We start from the raw sequence: 22,536 nt of genomic DNA, 5'->3' as shown, positions 1-22,536 counted from the left end.
CTGGCGCCGCGCCTTGGTTTTCAGCTGGGAAGACGGAGAGTTCCTCTGATGCCTCAGCAGGTGTGGGCGACGACCAGGAACTCGCCTTCTTCGGAGCCGAGGGGCTCTCGGTTCCAGCCTCCGTAGATCTGCTGTACCTGAAAGTTGGTGTCCTGGAGGGACATTTGGATGTCGGTCTCGCTGCGCAGGCCGAGTGCGGCTGTGCTCACCAGCTTCCTGTCGCAGGGGGAGACTGCAGTACTGGGCGAAGATGACCTCGCCGTCCCGACAGCGGCCTCGGCTTCCATCCTCTGGTCTGTTTCCTGGCCAACACCGGCGAGGGCATGTCCGGGCGGCTGCGGCCGGGGAACACCGGAGCCAACACCGCCGCGGACCACATCGCGGTACTGGACGACGCCCTCGCCCAGATCCCCGACGCCCACCGGCACGGCACCGACATCCTTGTCCGCACCGACAGCGCCGGATCCGCGAAGGTCTTCCTCACCCACGTCCGAGACCTGCGAACACACGGAATCCGCACCTTCTTCCCGGTTGGATACGCAGTCACCGGACCGGTCCGCCGCGCGATCCGGGCCTTGCCCGAGCAGGTCCGGCATCCTGCCCCGGACCAGGACGGCATCCTCCGCGAATCCGCTGAGGCCGCCGAGCCGACCGGCATGGCCGACTTTGCCGGCCACCCGGCCGACACCCGCATCATCGTCCGCCGTGAACGTCCCCACCCCGGAGCCCAGCTCTTGCTCTTTGACCGGGACGAGGGCATGCGGCACCAAGTGTTCCTCACCGACACCCCGACCACCTCCGGCCCGGCCCAGTTCCTGGAGGTCCGCCACCGCGGACACGCCACTGTCGAAGACCACATCCGGTGCGGCAAGGCCACCGGCTCCGGCCGTTTTCCCTCCCGCCGCTTCCCGGTCGACGCCGCCTGGCTCGAACTCAGCCTCGCGGCGATCGACCTCCTGGCCTGGACCCGCTTCCTCCTACTGGACGGCGAACTCGCGGCTGCCGAACCCAAGAAACTCCGCTACCGGCTCCTGCACGTCGCCGCCCGGATCACCCGGGGCAGCCGCCGCCTCCACCTTCGGACATCGCCGTCTATAAGCCGCCTCTTTGACCAGACTGGCGGCCGTCCCGGCTTCTTCCCCACCGGCAACAACCGCTCCAGCCTGGCCCACTGTGCGCTCGTCAGATCCCCACGTCCCACACAGTGATCATTACAGAGCTTGGTCGACTTTCGGGATGCACCCTAATCCCGCAGGTCGGCGAGGCGTGGATCTTCGAGAATCCGCCGCAGGTCCTTGCGAGGGACCCGCAGGTCACTTGCCACGCTGACCTCGTCGCCGAGCGTCTCGAATGCCGCGCGGATCCCCGCCTCCCAGACTTCCGGGCTGCGCTCTCGCTGCATGGCGAGTTCTGCCACGCGGGCGTCCTGGGCAGCGAGCGCTTCGTCCATGAGCTGCTCGCGCAACCATGGCCTCTCCCGGAGGGTCTTCCTGGAGCACCAGTAGGCCTGGTCCTCCTCGGGCTGCACGTCTTCGTACACGGCAACCAGGCCCAGCAACTCGATCGGGTTGTCTCCCCAGAAGGTGAATCCGTCCTTCTCGGCGAGCCAGGCGTCCAGTGCGTACTCGTCTTCCTCGTCGGAAAGCTCCACCTTCAGGTGATAGCCCTGACGGTGCAACAGCTGAAGGCACGTCTCCCACACGTTGGCGTGGCTAGCAAGTGAGGCCATACGGCCAGTCTACGAACACCGCCGTCGACCCTTGTTCTAGATGCACTTCTGAAACACGTGGGACTGCTGCACGTCGAGGTGACACCTGGCCTGGCTTGCCCGTGGGGCGGCCTGGAAGGATGTTGCTGTGCCTGTTCCCTATCCCGAAGAGTTCCGTGACGATGTCGTGCGCGTGGCGCGCAACCGGGAGAAGGGCGTCACCCTTGCGCAGATCGCGAAGGATTTCGGCGTTCATGAGATGACGCTGTCGAAGTGGCTGCGCCAGGCCGCTGTGGACGACGGCGAGAAGCGCGGCGTCGCCAGGTCCGAGTCGGCGGAGAACCGGGAGCTGAAGAAGCGGATCCGGCTGCTGGAGCAGGAGAACGAGGTCCTGCGCCGCGCGGCGGCCTACCTGGCGCAGGCGAACCTGCCGGGGAAAGGCTCTACCCGCTCGTGAGAGAGCTCGCCGCCGACAAGATCCCTGTCGCGGTTGCGTGCCGGGTCCTGGGGCTTGCCCGCCAGCACTACTACCGGTGGATTCGTCGGCCGGTGACCGAGGCGGAGATCACCGAGGCATACCGTGCGAACACGCTGTTCGACGCCCACTGCGACGACCTCGAGTTCGGCTACCGGTTTCTCATGGGCGAAGCCGGAACGGCCGGCGAGCGGATGAGTGAACGGACCGCGTGGCGGATCTGCCGGGACAACGCCTGGTGGTCAGTGTTCGGGAAAAAGCGGTCGAGGAACGGCAAGCGGCCCGGGCCGCCGGTGCACGACGGCCTTGTCCGGCGTGACTTCACCGCGAGCGCGGTGAACGAGCTGTGGCTGACCGACATCACCGAACACGCCACCGATGAGGGCAAGGTGTACCTGTGCGCGGTCAAGGACGCCTTCTCCGGCTGGATCGTCGGCTACTCCATCAGCAGCCGGATGCAGGCACAGCTCGCGGTGAACGCGCTGAACAACGCGGTCGCACGGAGGGGAGACGTGGCCGGCTGCGTTGTCCACTCGGATCGCGGGTCGCGGTTCAGGGCGCGGAAGTTCATCCACGCCCTGAACCGCCACTGCCTCGTCGGGTCCATGGGAAGAGTCGGCGCCGCCGGCGACAACGCGGCCATGGAATCCTTCTTCGCACTCCTGCAGAACAACGTCCTCGACCGCCGCACCTGGGCCACCGTGAAGCCCTCCGTACCGCGATCGTGACGTGGGTCGAACGGACCTACCACCGGCGCCGTCGGCAACTACGGCTGGGCCGATTGACCCCCATCGAGTTCGAGACCACTATGAAACCCGCCGCAGCCCTCGCGGCATGAAACCCCACTGTCACCTATCCGTGCAGCAGTCCCCGTCCTCGGTGGTTTGTTAAGCCGGGGAGTAGAGGTCAAGCGGGTGGCCTGCGCCGACGGCGTTGATCAGGGCTTGGAGTTCCGGTGGTGGGGGTGCATTCGTCCAGGCTCGCCAGCATCGTTGGAGGCTGGTCCAGGGGTCGAGCCAGGCCCGGACGGCGCGCCTCGACTACGTGCCGTTCCAGGGTGGTGTCGTGGGCGTGTAGGGAGGTCGTGCTCCTGCGTGCAGGGCCAGAAGGATGCCGGCCTGCGTGAGATCCTCTGGTGTGTCAACTGCTATTCCGTCGTTCGCGACGAAGAACATCCGTACGACGTGCCGTGTTCGGCGAAGCGCAGCATCTCCACTCTCTCGGCGCGTTCCAGCGGCCCCTGCTGGAGTTGCCGGAAGCGGCCCCGCCAAGTGGCCACCGGGCCGGCATCCGGATGGGCTTTGTGGCAGCGGCCAAACCTGGGGGCGCGGATGTTGCGGGCGCGGCCAACGGCATCCTGGAGCGTGCAGGCCAAGCTTGGCAGATGGATCTCTCTACCTTCTTCGAAGGGCTTATCGGGCCGGACGATCCCGGGATGGCGCTCGCGACCTACCCTGATGGTGCACTGGTCGACGTGGGGTGTGCCGGACTGGCGTCGGTTGAGTTCGGCGTGCCGATCGATGCCCGTACCCGTTTCGACATCGCTTCGGCGAGCAAGCAGTTCACCGCCATCAGCGTGTTGCTGCTCGCCAGGGACGGCGTGCTGGCTCTGTCCGACGACATTCGCGACCACCTGCCTGAATCGTGGATCAGAAGATCACCATCGAGAAGTGCTTGCGTCATACCGCCGGCCTGCCGGAGTGGTTTTCCCTGGTGGGCATCGCCAGTGTTCCGGTGACCAGGCACACCGAGGGCCACCTCCTGTCGATCCTGGCCGGGATCCGGCGGACCAACTTCGCTCCCGGCGTCGAATTCTCCTACTCCAACACCGGGTATGTCCTGGCTGCCGCGATCATCAGGCGAGTCATGGGCATGTCACTGCGGGAGTTCAGCGCGGAGAGGATCTTCGGACCGCTGGGGATGGCCGACACGATGCGGCGGGACGACTCGTCGGAGGTGCTGCCGAGGTTCGCCTACGGGTACGGCAACGATGACGGCGTGATTCGACGGGCCGGCACCGAGGAGTGCGTGGTCGGCGACGGCGGGCTGGCGACCAGCCCGTCGCCGACCTGGCTCACTGGTTGGGGTTCCTGGCAGACGGGCGGGTGCTGGGCGCCGACATCCGGGCGGCACTGCTGGAACGGGCGGTGCTGGCCGACGGTACCGTGCATCCGTATGCGCTGGGCGTCTACCACTTCACCGTCGGCGGCAAAGCGGCCTACGGCCACGCCGGGAGCGTGGATGGCTACCGGTCGCAGTTGCTGTATGTGCCGGAGGACGGGCTCGGCTTCGCGTGCCTGGCCAACCTGACCAGGATCGCCCCACTGACGCTGGTGAACCGAGCGGCCGGCGGGGAGGCCGACCTACCGGCCGTACAGGCGGTTCCCGGCCCGGTGCCGCTCGGGCATTGGCCCGCGCGCCCCCTCGGCGCCAGCTACCTCAGCCTGAAACTCCGGCAGCACGGAATCACACCCCGTGCCAGCCGCCACAGCGCCCGCCTCGCCCTGGCCGCCCACCTGTCGGCATCGGTCCTCGCCGATTTCACCGGGACCAGCATCAGCAACGCCACCCGATGGACCGGATACGCCAGACGCGATTGGTTCGACTACATCGCGTCCCGCACGCAGATCTGACTGCTCCCAAGGGCAGCGGGGCACCGACGGAAGTCGTCAGCCTGCGTCTGAGTAGCGCGCTGGGAGATGGTTTCCCGCGCTGTCGGTGATTGTTTCCCAGTCAGCTGTCGGCGCCGGTCAGTCTGTCGGCTGAGGAGGCGGGTGGCTGCTGCCCCAGCACGCGCAGGGCGAGCAGCCCTCCGATGCCGGGAATGAAGGCACGCCCCTTGGTTCCCGGCCGCGCGAGGGCGGGAGTGAGGAAGACGGCGACGATGACGGTCAGGTAGGCCGTGCCGTGGACCAGGCCGCCCAGCGACGAGATCGTCCCGGTGTGCACGGTGAACAGGTTGAGCAGCAAGAGCGTGAGGGATGCAGCTTCAACCGCGGCGGCGATGCGGAGAGTTCGCATACTGATCAGGCTCCCGTCGTGGAGCCGGGGCGGACGATCATGAGGACGACAACGGCTGCCCACAGCAGGTTGAACATCCCCGTGGTCACGGAGAGGCGTGCCGCCGCCGACCGCAGCTGCGTAATGGCGTCCGTGGCCACGTCGGTGCTTGTCCCCCCTGGGCCGGACGCATCTGCGGGTTGGGCGAGCAGCCGGGCCTGTCCGGGCAGGACCGCCGTGAGCAGCAGGGCCGCGGCGGCAGCCGTCAGCACGATCGACGTCAGCAGCCAGGCGTCGGTCAGGACGCCCATCCGGGCGCCGGTGGCGACACCGAGGACCGGGACGGCGATGCCGACGACCGTGTACCCACGGCAGATCTTGTGCAGGAATGCTGTGGTCTGGCCGTTGGGCTCCTGCACGTCGCCGCTGGCCGACAGCCTGGCGTAGCGGGGGAACAATGAGGCTGCGACAGCGATCGGCCCGATCGCCAGGATCGCGGCCAGGACGTGCAGCGAGAGCAGTAGCTTGGTCACAGGAGTCCCTTCATGGATAACCTGCCAATAGATTGGCTACCGATCTATAAGTAGCACGGAGCGACGCCTCTTGGGTAGGCTGCCTGACTATGAAGACGGATGCGGTACGCGGCCACCTGGACGGACTGCTGCTGTCCGTGCTGGAATCCGGCCCCCTGCACGGCTACGCGATCATCGCCGCGGTCCAGGAGCGCAGCGGCGGCGTACTCGAGCTGCGCAAGGGCACCATCTACCCCGCCCTCAACCGGCTCGAGCGGATCGGACTGCTGAGCAGCGCCTGGGAGTCGGTGGGCGAACGCCGTCGGCGCTGCTACGAACTCACCGACGCCGGACGGCGCAGCCTGGCCACCGAGCGGACCCACTGGCGGGCGTTCACCGCAGCGATCGGCTCGGTGCTGGAACCCGCGCCGGCCCCCGGACACGCCACGTGAAAGCGCCCGAGATCCCTGCTGACGACCCCATCGAAGCCCACCTCGCGGACCTGACGGCCACCTTGCACGGCCCGGCCCGACTCAAGACCCAGATGGTGGACGAACTGCGCGAAGGCCTCCTGGACACCGTGCGGGAACTGTCTCCCGATGCCGAACCCGACCGCGACGCCGCCCGTCAGGCCATCCGCGAGTTCGGCCCCGTGGCCGAACTCGCGCCCAGCTTCCAGCGCGAACTGACCATCACCCAGGCCCGTCACACCGCGCGCACCGTCATGCTGATCATCCCGTGCCTGCTGGTGTGCTGGTACCTGGTCGAGCTCTCCACCCGCGCGGCGGGCCACCAGCTGCCAGACCCGCTCCAGGTGGTCGTCGCCCACCTCGGCGGCCTCGCAGCGCTCACTGCGCTGCTGGCGGCCGTGTCCCTCTCCGTCACCGGCACCCTGGCCCGCCGACTGCCCCTCCCACAACAACTGCCGCTCGTGGTCGCCTGGACGGGAACCACCGCAGCAGTCGCCCTCGGACTGAGCGCGCTGACCCTCATCACCGCCGCGGTACTCGCTACCAACTGGCCACTGACCGCGGCCGCCTGCCTGATCACCATCGTCTTCCACGCGCGCATCGCCGCCTCCGCACGGGCGTGCCGCCACTGCGCCCGCCTGCCTGTCACCGCCCCCTGACGAACGGGGGCCGCGGAGCCCGCGACCTGAGCAGACAACAGCGAAACGGTCGTCATCGTGATCACGATGACGACCGTTTCGGCGTTGCTACAAAGGGGCCTTGACCCCTGATCTTGAACACGGGTTATGCGGCTTCGGCCAGCGTAGTTGATGTTGTTCGGAGTGCTCGCTCGTAGGCGATGGGGCTGCGATGGTCCGAGGCGGGAGTGACGTCGGACGGTGTTGTAGCGGTGCAGTCGGCGGAAGAGGACCAGGTGGGCCTCGTGCTCGGTGTCCCAGGCCCCGGCGGCCTTGGAGGGTCTCCCGTTTGCAGGTCGCGTTGAACGACTCGGCGAGTGCGTTGTCCGCGCTGGAGCCGACCGCGCTCATGGACTGGGTGACGCCGGCCTTGCGGCAGGCGTCGGCGAAAGCCCGGCTGCAGTACTGCTTGTACTCAACTGGTCGTCGCAACACCAGCTTCCTGGAGAGGTAGCGGGTGCTTGTTGAGGGCTTCGGCGGGCGTCTTCCAGCCGAGGGTCTTGCGGGGTCAGCGTGGTGATGGTGGCTGTGATTGCGTCCTTCACCGCCTCGGCGCCGCGGCCGGCCAGCGCGGGCCCGTTCTCGGTGCGCGGTTCGGTGGCAAAACCATCCATCCGGGGCAAGTGCAGCAGCATCGTGAACCGTGTGGTGCGCTCCACCAGTGTGCCGATCGCGGACCGGCCGGTGCCGATGATGAGGTCGCCTTCCCAGTGGCCGGGGACCGCGCGGTCGTCAGCCTCGGCGGGCCGCTCACTGATCAGCACGTCGGCGGTGACGTGCCCACGGGCACTCTGCCTGGTGCGCTCCCGCGGGACGCGCAGTGATCGCCCGGTGCGCAGACAAGCGACCAGTTCGCGCTTGAGTGCCCCGCGCCCCTGGACATAGAGGGCCTGGTAGATCGCCTCGTGCGAGATGCGCATGGACTCGTCCTCGGGGAAGTCCACCTTGAGCCGCTGCGATATCTGCTCCGGGCTCCACGCCGTCGCCCAGCGACGGTCCTGCCGCCCGGGTTTGTTCCGGCCCTGCCACGGCGGGACCCGCGGTCCCTGGACGGCCCGGCCGTCTGCCGCGTGGACGACGGTCCCGGCCAGCCGGTCCTGCACGTACTCCTGCAGACGCTGGTTGACCACCAGTTTCGCGGTCTTCGGCCGCTTCGCCCGCCGCTCGGCATGCCACTGGGCCAGCGAGGCACGGTAGTCCAGGTGATACGTTCGGGTCGAGGCGTTGCGCCGCAGTTCCCTCGAGATTGTCGAGGGCGAACGCCCCAGACTCCGCGCGATCGCACGCACGCCGAAGTCCTGGGCACGCAACAGGGCGATCTCTTCTCGCTCGGCGAACGACAGGTAGCGGCCCGACACAGTCGGGGCAAGGCACGGATTCACCCCGCCAGCATGACGAAACCACCGTGAACCCACGGCTGGGGATACCCCGATCGAGGCCGCAGCATCCACCGAGCTCAGCCCACGCTCAACCCCCTGCCAGAACCGGGCCAGATCCTCACGCCACGTGACACCCGGCCGACCCGGCGAGGGCATCTGCCCGCGGTACTGCCGGACCGCCCGCTGCCGATTACCCACACCCACGCGCAAACCTCCAGCTCACGGGGGTTGCGACGACCATTTGAATCCGCCCTGGGCCCCGTGATCGCTGTGGAAAATGGCGCCGGTCAGATTCCTTCTTCAGCTCGGCGTCTTCCCGTCGCAGGGCGGCGGCCTCGGCTTCCAGCGCCGACGGCACTACTGGGGCTGAAGACGGGGCGGTCGAACGGCGGCCCGCGGGCGGCCGGAGCCGGCCGCCCGGATCCAGTTCCGCAGCGTCTCCGCGTTGATCCCCAGGTCCGCGGCAACCTGCTTGATCGTCGCTTCCGGCCGCGACTCGTACAACGCGACCGCATCCGCCTTGAACTCGGCGGAGTAGTGCTTCATGACCACGACACGTCCATCTCTCAGATCCTCAAGATCCACTATCTCGAGTGTCCAAGATCAGGGGTGAGAGCCCGTCGGCATGGCGAGCGACAGGGCTGCCTCGGGCTCGCCGAACGGGTTCCGGATCAGCATGCCCACGGCGGTCAGGCCGGTCTCGGTGCGCTGGTCGTTGATGGCGAAGCCGCGCCTACGGGCGAGAGTGAGTTCGCGCTTGAGCCGGGGAAGCTCGATGCCGTCCACGTTGTCGTACAAGGCGGTCAGCTGGTCCGGTGACAGCGCGGCGACGATCGTCTTCCCCCTTGATGCTATATGGGCCGGCAGCGACCGTCCTACGCGGTCGCCGACACGGAGGATCTGATTGGACTCGACGGTGGCGATGAACCGGACCTCCGTCCCCGCGAGCACCATCGCGTTGGCCGGCTCCTGAGTCTCGCCCACCAGGCGCTGCGGATGAGGCAGGGCGACCCTGAGGAGCAGCACCACCGGCGCCTCGGACATCTTCGCAGGTCGCAGCACCTTGTCGGCGCGGTATCTGCGGTCCGGCGTCTGCTCTGCGAAGTCCCGGTAGACCAGCATCGCGAGCAGCCGGTACGCAGTGGAGTGAGAGACAGCGAGGCGTTCGGCCGTATCCGTCACCCGCACTGGGCCCTCCGGGTGCTGGTCGGACGAGCGTCCAGCGGCGGTGACCCCGGCGAAGGAACCGAGACCGAAGAGCACCAGGGCGACCGAGATCCACAGTTTGCCCAGCCCAGCGGTGTCGGTCACGCCGGGGGCGAGAAAGTGAAACTCGACGCGCGGTGTCCCGGGCGGCTCGTCCGGGGCACCGCGCACGCCTTCGAGAGCGGCCGGTGTGTCGAGGTGATCCCGCCCGATCCATGGGCAGCAGACCCCGGGGCTACGGCTGGCTGAGTCCGTTGGAACCTGCTGCGCGTACACGTACGGAACGGGGCCGGCCTCCCCTGAGCGCCGGAAACCGGCCAGTACATCAGCCCGTGCAACCCTCGTTCCGTACGTTCGGGGTGGGGCCCGCATCGTGAACGTCATCCGCCCGGACCGGTCCCGCGTCCGGCCGACGTACGGGAATGGCCGCCGTGAGCTCCTCGGGAGTCACCGCGAGAGCCTGGGCGAGGTTGGCCGTAAGCGCGGCGTCCAGGCCGTCGGACACGGCGAAAGCGGCGATGATGTGGATCGAGCTCCGGGTGTCGGCGGACTCGGTGTCGTGTCCGGCCCGTCGGCAGCGATGCAACAGCCAGCGGGCGAAGCTGTTGTGGGCAGGCTCGTCGTGGTTGGGCACGAGGCGGTTCCCTTCTTTTCGGTCACCTGAGGGCCGTGCGCGAGCGGTTGGTTTCTTGAACGGCCGACCCTGGAGCGGCCCTTGCGAACCGGCCTGCGATAGCGGCGGATCAGTGACGGCCGATGGCTGACGGGCGGCTGGTGAAGGGGTTCGTCCCGGCCGGTCCGGCACGGAGGTAAGGACTTCGGTCTTCGCCCGCTCGGCTGTGGCGTACGCGCGGACCGATTCGACGGTGTGCGGGGCAACTGCATCGTGACGGCCCCATGGACGACCACGATCGTCGCGTACGTCGAGGCGTAGCTTCCCGGCCAACCGGAAAGCCCCTTGGACCGCTTTGGCCTGGGCCGATGTCGCGTGTCCTGCCCGGCTCCCGCACCGGAGCTGCCCCTGAGCCGAGCCCGGGGCCGGAGCCCATGCCCACCACGGTCTCGGTCGCTTCGGGCAGCCCGGCCGCCACTCGCGCCCCCACCGCCGATCCCGCCGGGTCTGGCGGATGGCGGGTTCCCCATTCACTTCCCTCTCTAATCAGATGCGATCGAATGCTATACGATCGGTTTGAGATCGAGCAGAATGTTGATGGAGGAGGATCATGACCAACCCACAGCGCCCGGACACGGCTCCGCGCGGACCGGGGGCCGTGCCGCAGGCTCACGGCCCCGTGCAGGGGGATGCCATGAGCGGACGCCACGTATCCGTGGTCATCGTCGGCGCGGGATTCTCAGGGCTCGGTACGGCCATTCGGCTGCTGCAGGAGGGCCACCGGGATGTGCTGATACTGGAGCGGGCCGACGAGGTCGGCGGCGCATGGCGGGACAACACCTATCCCGGGTGCGCCTGCGACGTTCCCTCGCGTCTGTACTCGTTCTCCTTCGCGCCCAATCCCGCGTGGAGTCGGCGCTTCGCTCCGCGCGAGGAGATCGGGCAGTACCTCAGGCGCTGCGTCGACGAATACGACCTGACACCGAATCTGCGGCTTGGCTGCGAACTGCAACGCGCTACCTGGGATTCCGAGCGGCAACGCTGGGACCTGCGGACCAGCACGGGTCCACTCACCGCCGGGCTGCTGGTACTGGCCCAAGGCCCGCTGTCGGAACCGGCCGTTCCTTCGCTGCCCGGGCTCGACAGCTTCATCGGCGAGGCGTTCCATTCCGCCAGGTGGAAGCATGACCTGGATCTGAGCACCAAGAGGGTGGGAGTGATCGGGACCGGCGCGAGCGCCATCCAGTTCGTCCCTCACCTGCAGCGCACGGCCCGGCAGGTGACGGTCTTTCAGCGCACTCCGCCCTGGATCGCGCCGAGGCGCGACCGGGTCATCCCGCAGTGGCAGCAACGTCTGTTCCGGCTGGCACCGCCGGTGCAGCGACTGGCTCGCGGCTGGGAGTATCTGGCCCGGGAGGCGACGCTGCCCGCTCTGCTCGGCAACCGCACCATGTCCGCACTCGGCCAACGCGAGGCGCTTGGCCATCTGCACCGTCAGGTCGCGGACCCGGGAATGAGGGCCAAGCTGACCCCGGACTACGAACTGGGCTGCAAGCGGGTCCTGCTGTCCGACGACTACTACCCGGCTTTGGGCCAGCCCAACGTCGACGTGGTCACTGATCCGATCACGAGCATCGGGCCCGACGCGGTGCTCACCGCGCCCACCGCCGCGGCGCGGGACGGAGATGCCATCGCCGAGCACCCGGTGGACGTGCTGATCTACGGAACCGGATTCCGCGTCACTGACGCGACGTACGCGCAGCAGGTCATCGGCGCCGACGGACGGTCCCTGAGCGAGGTCTGGGAAGGCAGCCCGCAGGCCCACCTCGGCACCACGGTCGCAGGATTCCCCAATCTTTTCCTGATGGCAGGTCCCAACACCGGCGTGGGGCACACCAGCCTCATCTACATGATCGAGTCGCAGATCGACTACCTGCTCAGCTGCCTGCGGCTGATGCGCAGCCGGGGCCTGACCGCCGTGGAAGTGCGTGCCGAGGCCCAGTACGCCTTCAACGCGGAGCTGCAGAGCCGGATGGAGCCCACCGTCTGGGCCGCCGGCGGCTGCGTCGGCTGGTACCAGGACCGCACCGGTCGTATCACGTCCATCTGGCCCGAACCGACATGGCGATTCCGTCGTCGCACGCGAGCCTTCGACCCGCGGCAGTACGTGCTGACGGCGGAGGGCGCCGCCCCGTCGCGTCCGCAGCTGTCAGGCCGGGCCGCACGGAACTCTGAAGGGTGAGTCCAGGATCGTGACGCGTCCTCGTGCCCGCAGCAGCCGGAGGGTCCCGCTCAGGGAGTTGATCGTGCCCACCGCGCTGAGCCGTACTCCGGCCACCCGCCTCTTCGCTGCCGAAGCGCTGAGCACAGTCCTGTTCTCGGTGCCCATGCTGCTGTTCACCACGCCCAGTCACCCCAGAGTGCCCGAATGGTTCCAGTTACTGGGGCTCGGCCTCCTGCTCACGATGATCGGCGCCACCGTGCACACGTGGCGGCGGACCATCGCCGACGAGCTGATACCCGCCGGGCGAACGGGCCCGGCGGCCGGGGGAGCCTGCGGGCGTCTGCGTGAACAGCTCGGTGCGGAGCGCCGGTTGCGCCGGCTGCTGATCCTCTATCCAGCCGTGCTGGTGCTGCTGCTGCCAGTCCCCGATACCTGGGTGAACTTCTGGTTCTGGTCCACGCTGCTGGCGGCCGTAGCCGGGCTGATCTCGCTCGGCCTGCTGCTGCGCACGCCCGGCCGTCGCGGGCGTACATGATCGACTCCGGCGGCCAGGGGTGCGGGACATCCCGGTGGTGTACGCGCCGGACGGCGGAGTTTGCGAAAATGGCAAGGCTTTTTGTCGGCCCGCTGATCGGTGGTACACGCTCGGGGTGGAGGTGATCGCCATGAGCGGTACGACGAACAATGCGAAGAACAATGTGAAGAGCGGCACTTTTGACGATGGTGCGTACGACGTGGTGGTTGTGGGCGCGGGTGCGGCTGGTCTGAGTGCGGCTCTGGTCCTGGCCAGGGCCCGTCGCCGGGTCGCGGTGGTGGATGCGGGCGGGCCGCGCAACGCTCCCGCCACGCATATGCACGGTTTCCTGTCCCGGGACGGGATGTCCCCGGCCGACCTGCTGGCGGTGGGCCGGGCCGAGGTCGCCGGTTACGGGGTGGACCTGTTCGAGAGCCGTGTGGATCAGATCGACCCCGGCTTCTCCGTCCGTCTGGACGGTGGTGCGGTGCTCGGCGCCCGCCGGGTCGTGGTGGCCACCGGACTGCGGGACGAGCTCCCCGCGATCCCCGGCGTGCGGGAACGGTGGGGCAAGGACCTGCTGTTCTGCCCCTACTGCCACGCGTACGAGGTGCGCGACCAGCCGATCGGGGTGCTGGGTACCCACCCCGGCGCGGTGCGGCACGCGCTGCTCTTGCGACAGTGGTCGCACGACGTCGTTTTCTTCGCGCACACCCTGGACCTCGGTGCGGAGGAGCGCGAGCAGTTGGCCGCCCGCGGCATCGTCGTCGCCGAGGGGACCGTCAAGCGTCTGGTGACGGACGGCGACCGGTTGCGCGGTGTCGAGCTGGTCGAGGGGCATGTCGTCCCCCGCTCCGCAGTGTTCGTCTTCCCGCACATGGTGCCCCACGACACCCTGCTCACCGGTCTGGGGTGCGAGCGGGACCCCAACGGCTGGGTGACCACCGACAATGCGGGCCGGACCAGCGTGTTCGGGGTGTGGGCGGTCGGCAACGTGTCCGATGCGAAGGCGCTCGTGATCACCGCTGCGGGGCAGGGGGCGGCGGCCGCGTTCGTCCTCAACCATGACCTGGTCGCGGAGGACGTCGATCGTGCCGTGAAGGACGGCAGCTCTTCGTCCCGGGAGCCGCAGCACTTGCCGCGGCCGGTCCCACGAACCGCCTCGTCCGGCTGACCCCCGGTCGTTTCGCCGGCCGGCTCCGGGCGGATGCGGTTCCCGGCCGGCCGGGAACCGTACACATACACGAACACACCAACAAGGGAGAGTTCACCATGGCGGCAAAGTCCGCAGGCTCCGTGGACAGTGTCACCGAGCAGACGTTTCCCGCCCGCGTGCTGCAGGCGAAGCGACCCGTCCTGGTCCAGTTCTGGGCCGAGTGGTGCGGGCCGTGCATCAGGGTCACTCCCCTCGTCGAGCAGGTCGCCGCCGAGCACGCGGGTGTCCTGGACGTCGTCAAGGTCAATGTCGATGAGGAGCCCGGACTGGCGGGCCGGCACGGGGTCTCATCGATCCCCGCTTTCGCCGTCTACGCCGACGGCACTCCTGTGAAGGCGTGGACGGGTGCCTCCCCGAAGCCCTTCCTGGAACGGAGCCTCGCCCCCTTCCTTCGCTGAGTCCCGGCGTGCACTACCTGCTCGGCGCGGCGGCGCCCAGGCCGAGCAGGTAGTGGACGCCGTCCGTGCTGCTGGAACTGGAGGACTCATGAACGCACATCACGATCAGGACATCGAGTGGGACGTGCTGGGTGTGCACCGGGAACGTGAGGCAGGCCTGCACGCTCCCGCCCTCGCACAGACGATGGACTGGTTGCGGGATCTGCTGCGGACCAACGGTGGCGGATGCACGCCCGTCCACCGGGTGCTGGACATCGGCAGCGGGCCGGGGGTGGTCACGTGTCTGTTGGCACACACTTTTCCGGACGCCGAGGTTGTCGCTGTCGACCAGTCGCCCGGCGTCCTGGAGAGGGTCCGCTCGCGCGCGGTGGCGCAAGGAATAGGAAGCCGGGTCGTCACTCGACTGAGGAGATCCCCGGGTGAGTTCGGATCGCCGGATTCCGCGGATCTGATCTGGATCCGAAACGGCTTCCACCGCATCGGGGACCAGGAAGCGGCATTGCGCTCCGTGGCCGGCTGCCTGCGGCCCGGCGGGCTCGTTGCCGTCGCGGGAAGCGGGCTGCCCCCGCGATTTCTGCCCCGTGACATCGGTATGGGGCGTCCAGGCCTGCAAGCCCGCCTGGACGCCGCCGCCGAGGAAGCCTTCGGCGACATGCGCGACCAACTGCCCGGATCGGTCCGGACGGTGGAGGACTGGCCGGCCATGCTCGCCCGGGCCGGGCTCATCCCCAGCGGGACACGCAGCTTCTTCACCGACCTCCCGTCACCCCTTGGAATGTCGGCGCGCGAGCATCTGCAGATGCACCTGAGCCGGCTGCACGATCAGATCGGTGACCGGCTGGAGCCGGAGGACCGCACGACCCTTGAGTGTCTGACGGACAGCGACACATGCACCGGCATCCTCGGCCGTCCTGACGTCTTCTACCTCACGGCCACCACTGTCCACACAGCCCGCTCCTGCCGCAGCTTCTAGCGGCTGTCCCGCCAGGGACTACGGGACAGCCCTTGTGGCAGTGTCCGTGAACCCGCGTACCAGTGGACAGATGCACGGCAGAGCAGCACCTTGTTCACGGCAGCGTCATGGCCTGCCTGCCGGGGCCTGCGTACGGCCCATGCGGGCCACTCGCCCAAGCGTTTGACCGTGACGGCCACCCGCCCACGCGAGTGGCCGGCGCCGCCCACCAGCAGCCCGCTGCGGTGGGCGGCGTTCGCTGCTTCGTCAGGATGCCTACAAGCAGGATGGATCGGATGGCGAACAACGGCCAACAGCCGGTGTGCCCGCAGACGAGGGCAACCTCTGGGTACACCGCGCCCCTGCGGTCGAGCAGCTCAAAGTCATTCCCTACGACGAGGAATGGCCCGGCCGGTACACGGCTCTCACGTCCCGCATCACGCATCCGGTACCCGGCTCCGTGCTCATCCGTCGCGGCGCTGCTCTGCGGACTTGGTCCCCCTGACAGCGTCGTCGTAAAGGCGAAACAGGCGGACGTGCTGCTCCGCCGCTGTGCCGGACTGCCCCAGCCGGTCCAGGAGCTGCCAGCACTGTGCGACGAGCCGACGTGCCTCGGTTCCCGGCCAGGGCCGGGGGAGCAGTTCGGGCGGCAGAAGAGGGTCGGGCTCCATCGCACGGCTGAATTCGGCGGCCAGTTCGACCGCGATGGTCAGCTGCTGGAGCGAGGAGGGGTCGGTCTCGTCCTGGAGTCGGCGCAGCCGCGGCTCGGCCACGGAAGCGAGTTGCCGATAGCCATCGGCGATCTCGTCCTGCGGCCACAGGCTGCGGGCAAGCGCGGCCGGATCACGTACATCGCCCTGACGCAGGTCGTCGGTGGTGAGGAGGGTGAGGCGGTCGTGGATGCCGAGCCGGCGAGCCTCGTCCTCGACGTAGGGTTCCCATGCGTTGGCGCTGACGTAGAGGCCGCCCTGGACGGGGGCGCCACCGAGCCGGGTGAGAACGGTGCGCAGTGTGTCGCGCGCCGTGCGGGTGTCTTCGGGTACAGCGAAGGCGACCAGGTGCCAGATGCCGTCCCAAGGGGCGAGGCCCGCGTCCTGCCGGAAAGCGTGCGCGACGAACTCGACGTCCGGCCCCAGGGCCTGCACAGTAGCGCCGGTCGCCCGGAGCAGTGCTTTGCGCCCCCTGCCTTCCTGGACGAAGCGCCCCTCTGCTACGAGCCGCTTGATGCACAGACGTACCTGCTGGTCGGTCATGCCGAGCAGGTCGGCAGTGGCGTAGAGCTCGCCGGCGTCGACCGTGTGGTCGGTACGGATCAGAGCCTCGACCAGCATGCGGGTGGGGACCCGGACGGGCGTTGTCGGCGTGTGGAGCGAGTCGGTCATGAAGTGGCGGGCCTTTCTGGTACGTCCAAGGGTGCGGCGCATCGTGGTGCCGAGCCGCACCTCTGCAGGCCGCGCGGCCAAGAAGTGCGCTCGGTACACACGGGACGGTATCCGGGCCGCTCGTACAGTGTCCTGGCGCGGGGATTCCACGCCGACGTCCAGTCCGCCGTCCCGGCAGCAGTGCTCCATCACGAGGGCGATCCGAGTGTCGCGGGGAGCGCCACCTCTTCATGCCGTCGCACCTGTCGGAGACGGGTACAAGCACCCGGGTACCGAGGTCGGGGCGGGTCACGCCCCGCGGTGCCGTGGAAGCTCCCTCCTCGCTTGAACCGGGGGTGGTTCGGGACCTATGGCCTGTCCCAGAACGAGCCGAGCACGGCGGCGACCTCGTCGACGCGCTCGATCTGCGGCATGTGGCCGGTCCGGGAGAACAGGTGGGTGCGTGCCCGGGGGAGAGCGGTCGCGGCGTTCACGAGGTGGGTGGCCGGCAGGATCCTGTCGTGGGTGCCCCAGACGACGAGCGTGGGGATGTCGAGCGCCGAGACCTCGGTGAGCAGCTCCTCGCGCCAGCCGCGGCGTACGCCGCGCCACGAACCGAGGGCATGGGACTGGCGCCGGAACGTCCGTGCCGCCCCTTCGCGACGGGAGAGCGCGAGTGCCAGGGCGACCCGTTCGGGTGTGGCGAAGGCCGGGTCGTAGAAGATGGAGCGCTCCGACAGCAGCGCGCTGTCCGCATGGGGACGCAGAAGCAGCCGCCAGAGCAGCGGAAGGTCGAGGATGCGCAGGGTCCAGGCGACGTCGCGGCCGAACCCTGCGCTGTTGAGCAGTGCCAGTGACGCCACCCGCGCGGGGGCATCAGCGGCGAGCCGCATCGCGACGGCTCCGCCAAGCGAATTGCCCACCACATGGGCGCCCGAGGGAACCCCGAGCACGTCCAAGGCCCCTTCGACGTGCCGGGCCAGTGCCGCGAGGCGGCAGTCGGGCAGGGCCTGGGACTGCCCGAAGCCCGCGAGGTCGATGGCGATCAGCCGGTACCCGCTCAGAGCGGCCCGCAGCGGCTCCCAGTCCTCCAGGCTGCGGCCCAGTCCGTGCAGCAGGATCACGGGCGGGCCGGTGCCCGTCGCCGCGTAACGGACGCGAAGCCCCCCGACCTCGACGAATTCCGCTGTATGCACGCCGACTCCTGGTTCCAGTGATTTCACCGGTATCTCCTCGTTTCAGCGGCTCGGGGTGACGGTGGTGATCACGCAGTCGCCGGGGTGGTCGTTGTTGGAGGTGTGGGGCAGGTGGTGGGACAGGTCGAGGAAGAACCGCTCGGGTTCGATGACGGCCTCGGGAGGGTGTACGCCGGGTCGGCCGCCGGTGCCGTCGAGAAGCTGGGCGAGCCCCAGGGCCAGCGGGATTCCGGTCGCCTCTGCCATGTCGTCGATCAGCGTGGTCATGCCGGACGTCTCGGCGAGGCGGGACAGGACGGTGACCGGCCTGCCGTTGCGGGTACCCGTGGCTGCGGCGAAGAACGGCGGCAGCGACCGGGGGCCTTTGAGGCCCATGGCGCCTGCCACGGCCCGCAGGCCGCGGGAAACCGAGGGTTTGGCCAGGTCGACGGCGGCGGTTTCGTTGGTGAGTTTGCCGGCGTCGATGTCCCGGCGCAGAACGTCCAGGTAGGCCAGTGTGCCCGGGGTGATGACCATGAGGTTGGCGGCCTCGCCGGTCGGGCGGAAGCTGCGGTGGAGGGTGACCGGCTCGGGATGGCCGACGGTGTACGCCGTTCCGGAGTGCTCGGGGGAGAGGGTCAGCGTGACCGGACGAAGCGGCCGTCGGTGTACGAGCCGTCCGTCGCTGACGACGGCCACCTTCCCGCTGATCTGCTCCATCCAGTGCACGGCGGCGGCACTGGGCCGCCCGTCGGGGTCGAGCAGCTGCTCGTCGTCCTGGTCGTTGCCGGACACATCGACGGGCCATGCGGTGTACAGGTCCTGGACGTGGTCCAGCTGCTGGACGGCGCGTGCGGCCAGCAGGTTGCTGACCCCGGGGCTGGCGCCCATGCCCACCACCGCGCAGACCCCGGCGGACCGTGCTTCCTCGTCCAGATCGAGCATCCGCAGGGTCGGCTCCCAGTCGTCGCAGATGTCCAGGTAGTGCGTACCGGTCGCGATCGCGGCACGCAGCACGGTCAGGCCGAAGCGGTAGTACGGGCCGACGGTGTTGAGCACGACGTCGGCGTCGGCCATTGCGGCGCGGAGGGCGGAGCCATCGGTCACGTCCACCTGTAGGGCCCGCATGGGCGCACCACCGGCACCGGCGAGGTGGCGTACCAGCCTCTGGGCCGCTTCAAGGCGTTTGTCGGCCACCACGATCTCGGTCACCTCGGGCAGCCCGGCCGCCACCCGCACCGCCACCGCCCCCATCGCACCGGGTCCGCCTAGTGCCAGGATCTTCATTCGCTCTTCCTCTCTAGTCCGTTACGATCGAAAGCTATACGATCGGTTTTGAATCGAGCAAGCGCTGATGAAGGAGGACCATGAACGACCCACAGTTCCCGGACACAGCTCCGCACGGGTCGGAGATCGACGACTGCCCGCCCGTGGATGCCTGCGTAGGTGTGCTGGCCGATGCCTTTGCCCGTGAGTCGGCGACCTCCTGGATCTGCGGCAGTTCGTCCGCCACCAGGGAGAACTGGTTCGACGCCACCCTGCGCGCCGATGCCACCATTCCCGGATCGCGCCGCTACGCCCTGACCGGGGACGGCGGCCGCCCCATCGCGGCCGCCGTCCTCACCCCGCCCGGAGCTCGGCTCTCACCTGCCGCTCAGGCGCAGTGGGCGGCCCGTACGCTCGCGCGTTGCGGACCCCGGTCCGTGCAGCGGACCCTGCGCTATCTCGACCTCACCGAAGCCGGTGCGCCCGAGAGTGCCTGGACGCTGGAGTTCATCGGGGTGGTTCCCGGCGCTGCGGGCCGCGGGGCGGGGAGGTGTCTCCTCGACCGTCTGCTGGCCGACACATCAGCCGCGGCCGGGGTCTACCTCACCACCGCGGACCCCGGAAATGTGGCGCTCTACCAGCACTTCGGGTTCGTCACCCAGAGGCGCCTGTCCGTCGGACCGCTGAATGTCGCGACCATGTTGAGAAGGCGTACGAGCAGTCCGTAGCCACGGGCGGCCCGAATGCGAATGGCATGCAGCAACTCGATGACGATTCCGTTTATTTCGATCCGCAGGACCACCGAGACCGGTTCGAACTGCTTCACCGACTCCGAGTTGATCCCGGACACCAACCCGCTCGGGCCGCGCGACAGCGCTGAGGAGCGCTACACCGCCGAGCTGCCGATCGTCGCAATCGAATGCGGCGGCGGCCCCGGCACGTACCGGCCCGCTGTCCCACCCACTCCCGCTATGAGGTATATCCGTGCAGGTTCCGACCACGATGCGCAGACGAGTGCCGGCCCTGGCCGCCTTCCTGTTGCTGCTCCTCACCGGCATCGCGGCCTTGCTGCCGCTGCGCATATCTGAGCCCCGGCCGGCCTCCGCCCCCACTGGTGACTTCTCGGCGGCCCGTGCGGTCGCCCAGCTCGACCACATCGCGAACGTCCCACACCCGGCGGGTTCGGCCGCGCAGGCGGACGTACAGGAGTATCTCGTCGGTGAGCTGCGGAAGCTGGGTCTGAGGCCCGAGGTCCAGACCCGGGTCGCCCCCTCCGACGCAGACAGCCCGGCCATCGTCGGTTCCGTCTCCAACGTCCACGCCACGATCCCCGGCAAGAAGCCCACCGGCCGGGTCCTCCTCGTCGCCCACTACGACTCCGTGCCGATCGCCCCGGGCGCCGGCGACGACGGCTCCAACGTCGCCGCGATTCTCGAAATCGCCCGCGTCCTCAAGGCCGGAGTGCAGCTCCGCAACGACGTCGAGATCCTTTTCACCGACGGCGAGGAGCACGGACTGCTCGGCTCGCGAGGTTTCGTCGACGCGGAGGCCAGTACGTACCGGGCCGCTGCTCCCCGGCAGACCGTCGTGGTGAACATGGAGGGCCGGGGCACGTCCGGGCCCGTCATGATGTTCCAGATGGCGGGCACCGGTCTGACCTCCGCCGTGAAGGCTTCCGGTGCGGTCACCACGTCGTTCTCCGCCGCGATCTACGACCGGCTGCCCAACGACACCGACCTGACGGTCTTCGACGAGGCCGGGATGCGCGGTCTCAATTTCGCCTTCATGGACGGCTCCGCGCATTACCACACCGGCCACGACAGCATCTCCCGGCTCGATGCCGCGAGCGTGCAGGACATGGGGGACGCGGCCCTCGGAGCGGTCCGCCAGCTCGGCGGTACGGACCTCTCGCAGAGCGGTCCGGACGCCACGTACTTCTCCCTGTTCGGCACGGTCGTGTCCTACCCGGCATGGCTGGCCCTGCCGCTCGCCTTGACGGCCCTCCTGGGCGTGCCGCTGCTGCTGTGGTTCGGCCGGAGCCGAGGTCTGTCTCCCCGCGGTGCCGGACGGGCCGCCCTGACCTTCCCCCTCACGCTGATCGGTGCGGCGGTCATCGGGCTGGCCGGGTGGTCGGCGCTGAGCGTGGCCCGGCCGGACTTCGCGCTCAGTGAGGGCAGCGTCCATCACCTCGGCCGGTACGCGTGGGGCGGAGGGTTGCTGCTCCTGGTGCTGCTTGTCGCCTGGTACCGCTGGGCCCGTCGCAAGGCGTCGCCGCTGGACATCGTGGCGGGTGCGCTCGGTTGGTTCGCGATGCTCGCCGTGGTCTGCGCGGTGCTGCTGCCCGGGGGCGCCTACCTCTTCACCTGGCCGGCGCTGATCGGACTGGCGGTTCTCGCTGTGACGCTGCGGTTCACACGGTCGGACTCCCCTTGGCGGGTGGTGGCCGGAGCGGTGACGGCCCTGCCGGTTGTGGCGCTCGTCCTACCGGTCGTACTCCTGCTGCTGCCCGCTCTGGGGCTGTCGCTCATCGCCGCGCCGCTGGTCCTCGCGGCACTGCTCGCAGCGGTGCTGCTGAGCCTCCTGGAGCCTCTTCCCTCACGTCGTGCGCTTACCGTCGGGATGCTCGCGACGGCTGTGGCAGGTGCGGGCACGCTGGTCGTGGGTACGGCCCTCGACGGCTACAGCGCCGATGAACCCCGGCCGGTCAGCCTCGGCTACGTTCTGGAGTCCGACACGGGCAAGGCCACCTGGGTCAGCGACGGCGACACTTCCCTGCCCGCCGTCGGCAAGCTCCTCACGGGTGATCCGGCTCGCTTCGAAGACCGCGTTCCCGCGCTGGACGATGCCGTGCTCGCGAACGGGGTGGCCAAGGCTGCCCCTTTGGACGCACCGCGTACCGCGAACGTCTCAAGCACCGAGGCTGACGGTGTACGTACGGTCCGGGTCCGTATCCAGGCCCCCGCCGACGCCCATACCATCGCTGTCCACGCCGGCACCGGCGCCCACCAGATCCTCGACGCCACGGTCGAGGGCGCGAAGCTCACCGGCGGGCCCAAGCGCCCGGAGGGCAACTGGGGCTGGAGTTTCAGCTACGCCGCCCCGCCCGCCGAGGGCATCGACGTCGTCATCCGCACCCGCGGCAAGGGCCCCCTGCCACTGCGCGTAGTGTCCACCGCCGTCGGCCTGCCGGACGGAGTCGGTGCGCCCACCCTGGCCGCGGACCAGAGCTGGGCGAGCTGGCCCTCGGTCGCCGGACAGACCTTCGTCGTACGGACCTTCCGGCTCTGATCGCGTCGTGCGAAAGACCCGTCTCACAGATCCATCCGTTCCAGCGGTCGCCGCAACTCTCCGGTTCAGGGAGAGGCGGAGGGGCACGCTGCGGACGGGGAC

General features: G+C 69.0%; 21 protein-coding genes and 6 pseudogenes. 14 read left to right on the top strand and 13 right to left on the bottom strand.

Annotated features, from left to right (window positions below; all coding sequences use genetic code 11):
- Positions 1–53: 53 nt before the first annotated feature.
- The gene (locus OG520_RS00830) at positions 54–209 is read right to left on the bottom strand and encodes a hypothetical protein (RefSeq protein WP_399335978.1); all 156 of its coding nucleotides are present in this window, start codon (positions 207–209) and stop codon (positions 54–56) included.
- A 69-nt stretch (positions 210–278) separates the two neighbouring features.
- Between OG520_RS00830 and OG520_RS00825 the strand changes: the two are divergent.
- Positions 279–1,094, top strand: a pseudogene (locus OG520_RS00825) (transposase); the annotation flags it as partial.
- A gap of 149 nt (positions 1,095–1,243) precedes the next feature.
- Here OG520_RS00825 and OG520_RS00820 read toward each other — a convergent pair.
- Positions 1,244–1,729, bottom strand: a complete 486-nt coding sequence (locus tag OG520_RS00820; RefSeq protein WP_406011773.1) for a hypothetical protein — start codon at positions 1,727–1,729, stop codon at positions 1,244–1,246.
- Between the two features lie 127 nt (positions 1,730–1,856).
- Between OG520_RS00820 and OG520_RS00815 the strand changes: the two are divergent.
- The 4 genes and pseudogenes from OG520_RS00815 to OG520_RS00800 all read left to right on the top strand — a co-directional run bounded on the left by OG520_RS00815 (position 1,857) and on the right by OG520_RS00800 (position 4,816).
- A pseudogene (locus OG520_RS00815) lies at positions 1,857–3,021 on the top strand (IS3 family transposase).
- 351 nt (positions 3,022–3,372) lie between these two features.
- Positions 3,373–3,921, top strand: coding sequence for a serine hydrolase (locus OG520_RS00810; protein ID WP_406011772.1), 549 nt, complete (start codon positions 3,373–3,375; stop codon positions 3,919–3,921).
- Positions 3,828–4,178 (top strand): annotated as a pseudogene (locus OG520_RS00805) (serine hydrolase domain-containing protein); the annotation flags it as partial. The gene OG520_RS00810 and the pseudogene OG520_RS00805, both read left to right, overlap by 94 nt.
- A gap of 29 nt (positions 4,179–4,207) precedes the next feature.
- Positions 4,208–4,816, top strand: coding sequence for a serine hydrolase (locus tag OG520_RS00800; RefSeq protein WP_406011771.1), 609 nt, complete (start codon positions 4,208–4,210; stop codon positions 4,814–4,816).
- Positions 4,817–4,916: 100 nt separating this feature from the next.
- On the opposite strand, the gene OG520_RS00795 is transcribed toward OG520_RS00800, so the two are convergent.
- Together OG520_RS00795 and OG520_RS00790 are read right to left on the bottom strand one after the other, a co-directional pair.
- The gene (locus OG520_RS00795; protein WP_406011770.1) at positions 4,917–5,204 is read right to left on the bottom strand and encodes a hypothetical protein; all 288 of its coding nucleotides are present in this window, start codon (positions 5,202–5,204) and stop codon (positions 4,917–4,919) included.
- Between the two features lie 5 nt (positions 5,205–5,209).
- Positions 5,210–5,716 (bottom strand): hypothetical protein, encoded by a 507-nt coding sequence (locus tag OG520_RS00790; protein WP_399335992.1) that lies wholly within the window; start codon positions 5,714–5,716, stop codon positions 5,210–5,212.
- An 89-nt stretch (positions 5,717–5,805) separates the two neighbouring features.
- On the opposite strand from OG520_RS00790, the gene OG520_RS00785 reads away from it, so the two are divergent.
- Entirely contained in the window at positions 5,806–6,147 is a 342-nt protein-coding gene (locus tag OG520_RS00785; RefSeq protein WP_406011769.1) for a PadR family transcriptional regulator, read from the top strand.
- Complete coding sequence (locus OG520_RS00780) at positions 6,144–6,824, top strand: permease prefix domain 1-containing protein (protein WP_406011768.1); 681 nt, start codon at positions 6,144–6,146, stop codon at positions 6,822–6,824. Before OG520_RS00785 ends, OG520_RS00780 begins: the two co-directional genes overlap by 4 nt.
- Positions 6,825–6,985: 161 nt before the next feature.
- Here the strand turns inward: OG520_RS00780 and OG520_RS00775 are convergent.
- The 6 genes and pseudogenes from OG520_RS00775 to OG520_RS00750 form a co-directional block, all read right to left on the bottom strand.
- Positions 6,986–7,247: pseudogene (locus OG520_RS00775) on the bottom strand (integrase core domain-containing protein); the annotation flags it as partial.
- Between the two features lie 95 nt (positions 7,248–7,342).
- Positions 7,343–8,377 (bottom strand): annotated as a pseudogene (locus tag OG520_RS00770) (IS30 family transposase); the annotation flags it as partial.
- Positions 8,378–8,578: 201 nt separating this feature from the next.
- Positions 8,579–8,773, bottom strand: coding sequence for a transposase (locus OG520_RS00765; protein ID WP_406016386.1), 195 nt, complete (start codon positions 8,771–8,773; stop codon positions 8,579–8,581).
- A gap of 51 nt (positions 8,774–8,824) precedes the next feature.
- A complete protein-coding gene (locus OG520_RS00760) occupies positions 8,825–9,403 on the bottom strand; it encodes an IclR family transcriptional regulator (RefSeq protein WP_406016385.1) in 579 nt (192 codons plus the stop codon).
- Between the two features lie 15 nt (positions 9,404–9,418).
- A pseudogene (locus tag OG520_RS00755) lies at positions 9,419–9,553 on the bottom strand (chloramphenicol efflux MFS transporter); the annotation flags it as partial.
- A 199-nt stretch (positions 9,554–9,752) separates the two neighbouring features.
- Positions 9,753–10,061: a hypothetical protein gene (locus OG520_RS00750; protein ID WP_399336002.1), complete on the bottom strand. Its 309-nt coding sequence runs from the start codon at positions 10,059–10,061 to the stop codon at positions 9,753–9,755.
- Positions 10,062–10,734: 673 nt separating this feature from the next.
- Here OG520_RS00750 and OG520_RS00745 point away from each other — a divergent pair.
- The 5 genes from OG520_RS00745 (at position 10,735) to OG520_RS00725 (ending at position 15,365) form a co-directional block, all read left to right on the top strand.
- Positions 10,735–12,282 (top strand): flavin-containing monooxygenase, encoded by a 1,548-nt coding sequence (locus tag OG520_RS00745; RefSeq protein ID WP_406016384.1) that lies wholly within the window; start codon positions 10,735–10,737, stop codon positions 12,280–12,282.
- Between the two features lie 64 nt (positions 12,283–12,346).
- Positions 12,347–12,799 carry a hypothetical protein gene (locus OG520_RS00740; protein WP_406011767.1) on the top strand — a complete coding sequence of 151 codons (453 nt, stop codon included), beginning with the start codon at positions 12,347–12,349 and terminating at the stop codon, positions 12,797–12,799.
- Positions 12,800–12,929: 130 nt separating this feature from the next.
- Complete coding sequence (locus tag OG520_RS00735; protein WP_406011766.1) at positions 12,930–13,952, top strand: NAD(P)/FAD-dependent oxidoreductase; 1,023 nt, start codon at positions 12,930–12,932, stop codon at positions 13,950–13,952.
- A gap of 98 nt (positions 13,953–14,050) precedes the next feature.
- Positions 14,051–14,392 (top strand): thioredoxin family protein, encoded by a 342-nt coding sequence (locus OG520_RS00730; RefSeq protein ID WP_406011765.1) that lies wholly within the window; start codon positions 14,051–14,053, stop codon positions 14,390–14,392.
- 88 nt (positions 14,393–14,480) lie between these two features.
- Positions 14,481–15,365: a class I SAM-dependent methyltransferase gene (locus OG520_RS00725; RefSeq protein ID WP_406011764.1), complete on the top strand. Its 885-nt coding sequence runs from the start codon at positions 14,481–14,483 to the stop codon at positions 15,363–15,365.
- A gap of 443 nt (positions 15,366–15,808) precedes the next feature.
- On the opposite strand, the gene OG520_RS00720 is transcribed toward OG520_RS00725, so the two are convergent.
- The 3 genes from OG520_RS00720 to OG520_RS00710 all read right to left on the bottom strand — a co-directional run bounded on the left by OG520_RS00720 (position 15,809) and on the right by OG520_RS00710 (position 19,167).
- On the bottom strand, positions 15,809–16,726 hold the full coding sequence (locus OG520_RS00720) for a PaaX family transcriptional regulator C-terminal domain-containing protein (protein WP_406011763.1): 918 nt from the start codon (positions 16,724–16,726) through the stop codon (positions 15,809–15,811).
- A 347-nt stretch (positions 16,727–17,073) separates the two neighbouring features.
- On the bottom strand, positions 17,074–17,901 hold the full coding sequence (locus OG520_RS00715) for an alpha/beta fold hydrolase (protein ID WP_406011762.1): 828 nt from the start codon (positions 17,899–17,901) through the stop codon (positions 17,074–17,076).
- A 42-nt stretch (positions 17,902–17,943) separates the two neighbouring features.
- Positions 17,944–19,167 (bottom strand): saccharopine dehydrogenase family protein, encoded by a 1,224-nt coding sequence (locus tag OG520_RS00710; protein WP_406011761.1) that lies wholly within the window; start codon positions 19,165–19,167, stop codon positions 17,944–17,946.
- 80 nt (positions 19,168–19,247) lie between these two features.
- On the opposite strand from OG520_RS00710, the gene OG520_RS00705 reads away from it, so the two are divergent.
- Both OG520_RS00705 and OG520_RS00700 read left to right on the top strand, forming a co-directional pair.
- On the top strand, positions 19,248–19,874 hold the full coding sequence (locus OG520_RS00705; protein WP_406011760.1) for a GNAT family N-acetyltransferase: 627 nt from the start codon (positions 19,248–19,250) through the stop codon (positions 19,872–19,874).
- Positions 19,875–20,130: 256 nt separating this feature from the next.
- Positions 20,131–22,434, top strand: a complete 2,304-nt coding sequence (locus tag OG520_RS00700; RefSeq protein WP_406011759.1) for a M28 family peptidase — start codon at positions 20,131–20,133, stop codon at positions 22,432–22,434.
- Positions 22,435–22,536 lie beyond the last annotated feature (102 nt).

This window comes from Streptomyces sp. NBC_00984, assembly GCF_045162475.1.
Taxonomy (GTDB): Bacteria; Actinomycetota; Actinomycetes; order Streptomycetales; family Streptomycetaceae; genus Streptomyces.
The sequence above is the reverse complement of the archived record's forward strand: the minus strand, read 5'-3'. Positions and strand labels throughout refer to the sequence as shown.